Here is a 2,883-nt window from a genome sequence, read left to right as displayed (position 1 = left end):
GGGTACCGAGCAGATCCTCGTATTGCGCCGAATAGGTGAAGATCGGAAACGACTTGCCGGTCGCCACCACATCCTCGGCGGTCTTGTAGAAGGGATATTTCGCCAGCACCGCCGCATCGGCATAGACATCGCTGCGCACCGGCGCGTGGCCCTCGAGCGCGCGCTTCACCGAAACATCCTTGCTCTGCACCCACTGGATGAAGGTCCATGCGGCTTCCTGCTCTTCCGGCGACGTGTTCTTGGGAATGCCCCAGCCCCAGCCGCCGCTTTCGCCATGGCCACCCGGCATCACCGACAGGCCGACCTTGCCGGCGACCGTCGGACACTTCACGGCATCGTCCATCTGCGGCAGCATCCACCAATAGGTGACCATGCTGAAGGCGGAACCGCTGCACATCAGGCGCATGGTGTCATCGAGTGTCGCCGATATGGCACCCTGCTGGGCGCCATGCTGGATGTTGTCGACATAGAGATCGAGCGCCTTCTTGGCCTCTGCCGTGTCGAGGCTCGCCTTGCCGTCGGCATTAAGATAGCTGCCGCCGGCGGAGAACAGGTAGTTGGAGAATTCCATGCTGTTGGGATCGCCGCGCTGGCCCTGCATCGCGGCTCCGGCGACGCCTGCATTGGCCTTCATGAATTTGGAAATCGCCACATAGTCTTCGAGGGTCGTCGGCAAAGCGAGTTCCTTGCCGGTTGCCGTCTTGTAGGCGGCCTTGAGCTTCTCGTCGCCGATCAGGTCCGTGCGGTAGAGGAGGCCCATCGAGTAGTTGTACATGGGCACCAGGAACAGCTGATCCTTGGTCCGGCCGAGCAGGTCAAGCGTCGAGGGAATGAAGGGGCCTAGATCGTATTTGGATTTCTCGACGAAGGGTTTCAGATCGGCGAGCCAGCCGGCGGCCGGAAATTCGCCGGCCCACAGGAAGTCGACCTCGAGCACATTGTAGTAGCTCTGCGGCGCGGTCAGCTGGGACACCAGCTTGTCGTGCATGTCGGGATAGCCGATCTTCTCGAACTCGACCTTGATGCCGGTCTGCTTCTCGAATTCGGGCAACAGCGCTTCGATGATCTTGGTTTCCGGCACGTCCTCCATCAAGGCGTGCAAGGTGATGGGCTCAGCCGCCCTGGCCGGAAGCGATGCGCTGACAACAGCTGCCCCGCTCACGGCCGTCATCAGCATTTTGATCAAGGTCTGCTTGTTCCAAGTCATAACTCTCTACTCCTCTTTCCCTCTGGACGCGGCGGTGATCCCGTCACGATTTCATAACCGGCTAGCGAGCCATGTCGGCTCTCGGAGCGGCCGGCCTATTTCACGCTGCCGAACGTCAAGCCCTGGACGATGAAACGCTGGATGAAGCGGGAAGCCACGACCAGCGGCAGGATGGCAAGGACGACGCCGGCAGAGACCTTGGCGATCTGGACGCCGTTCGAGGTCTGCAACGCGGCGAGCGCAACCGGTATCGTCGCCGTCTTCGGCCCGCTCAAAACCAGGGCAAACAAAAACTCATTCCACGCCAGGATGAAGCCGAGGACGCCGGCGGCCGCGATACCGGGCATCGACACCGGCAGCACAATGCGCCAGAAGGCGCCCCAGGCAGTCGCGCCGTCGGTCATCGCCGCCCACTCCAGATCGACTGGAATGCCTTCGAAGAAGCCCATCAGGATCCAGGTCAGGAAAGGCAGGTTGAGCGCGGCATAGACGATGATCAGCCCGGTCAGCGAATTGCTGAGCTCCAGGCTTCGGAACAGCGTGAAGGTCGGCAGCACCAGCGCCACGGGCGGCAGCATTTGCGTCGCCAGAACGGCAAAACGCGCCCACCGACCGCCCGTACGGAAGCGGGCGAAGGCATAACCGGTGGTGGCGGCAAAAGGCAATGCGAGCAGAACCGAGCCGAGCGCGACGATCAGGCTGTTGAGGTAGGACTGACCGAAGCGGCTCGACAGGAGCGCCGAATAATTGTCCGTCGTAAAGGCCGGCATCAGCTCGTTGCTGTAGGATAGCTGCTCGGGCACGAAGCTCGTCCGCAGCACCCAGAGCGGCGGCAGCAGCACGATGGCGCAAACGACAATCAGCCCGAAATGCAGGCCGAAGCGGCGACGAAAGGCCGGCCGCTCGTTTCTGTCCATGCTGGTCATCGAGCGGCCCTCATGAGGCTCGGCCGCGCGATCACCAGTTCGGTTTCGGGATCAAACAGGTGCATCGGCAGCGGGTCGATGTAGAGTTCGACGATCGAGCCGACGGGCGCCGTGAAATAACGGCTCAGGCGGGCGGCGATCTCCAACGGCTTGCCGCCTCCGGCGGGATGGGCATCGTCCGTGCCGGTGGCCTGACCGGCAATCTGGCCGATCAGGACGTTCTCGGCGCCGAGGGCCTCGACGGCCACGACCCGTACGGCAATCTTCTGCCAGTCCGGCTTGTCGGGGCTTTCGTGGAAATCCTCGGCCCGCACCCCCAGAATGACGCGGCGCCCGACACGCTCGCCATAGGCGTTGCGATGGCGGGCGGGGACGGCAAGCACGGCGCCACTATCGGTCAGGACGGAGAGCCCTTCGCCAGGTGCGGCCTGAAGCGTGGCCGGAATGAGGTTCATCGGCGGCGTCGCCAGGAAGCGCGCGACGAAGGTGTTGACCGGGTCGGCATAGACTTCAAGCGGCCGGCCGGCCTGGACCAGGCGACCATCGCGCATGATGCATATGCGATCGCCCATGGTCATGGCCTCGACCTGGTCGTGCGTGACATGGACGATGGTGCGGCCGAGGCGTCGGTGCAGCTTGACGAGTTCGAGCCGCATCTCGGCACGCAGCTGCGCATCGAGGTTGGACAGCGGTTCGTCAAGCAGGAAGGCCGCCGGTTCGCGAACGATCGCCCGGCCGAGCGCGACACGC

Annotated in this window: 3 protein-coding genes; all 3 read right to left on the bottom strand. The window is 63.4% G+C overall.

All coding sequences use genetic code 11. The annotated features are described in order from the left end of the window. Positions 1-1,177, bottom strand: a 1,177-nt coding sequence (locus EN939_RS28210) for an ABC transporter substrate-binding protein (RefSeq protein ID WP_164751287.1), incomplete at its 3' end; no start/stop codon positions are given. A 125-nt stretch (positions 1,178-1,302) separates the two neighbouring features. Beyond that, positions 1,303-2,133: a carbohydrate ABC transporter permease gene (locus EN939_RS28205; protein WP_013530271.1), complete on the bottom strand. Its 831-nt coding sequence runs from the start codon at positions 2,131-2,133 to the stop codon at positions 1,303-1,305. After that, positions 2,130-2,883: ABC transporter ATP-binding protein (locus EN939_RS28200; RefSeq protein ID WP_442919570.1), on the bottom strand; the 754-nt coding region annotated here is incomplete at its 5' end. The genes EN939_RS28205 and EN939_RS28200, both read right to left, overlap by 4 nt.

The organism is Mesorhizobium sp. M7A.F.Ca.CA.002.05.1.1 (genome assembly GCF_003998335.1).
Lineage (GTDB): Bacteria > Pseudomonadota > Alphaproteobacteria > Rhizobiales > Rhizobiaceae > Mesorhizobium.
Note: the sequence above shows the minus strand (reverse complement) of the source record. Positions and strands in the feature narration are given on the sequence as shown.

Bases quoted from the DNA above. Each gene is read 5' to 3' on its own strand.
- EN939_RS28205 (WP_013530271.1), bottom strand. From the start codon at position 2,133: ATGACCAGCATGGACAGAAACGAGCGGCCGGCCTTTCGTCGCCGCTTC.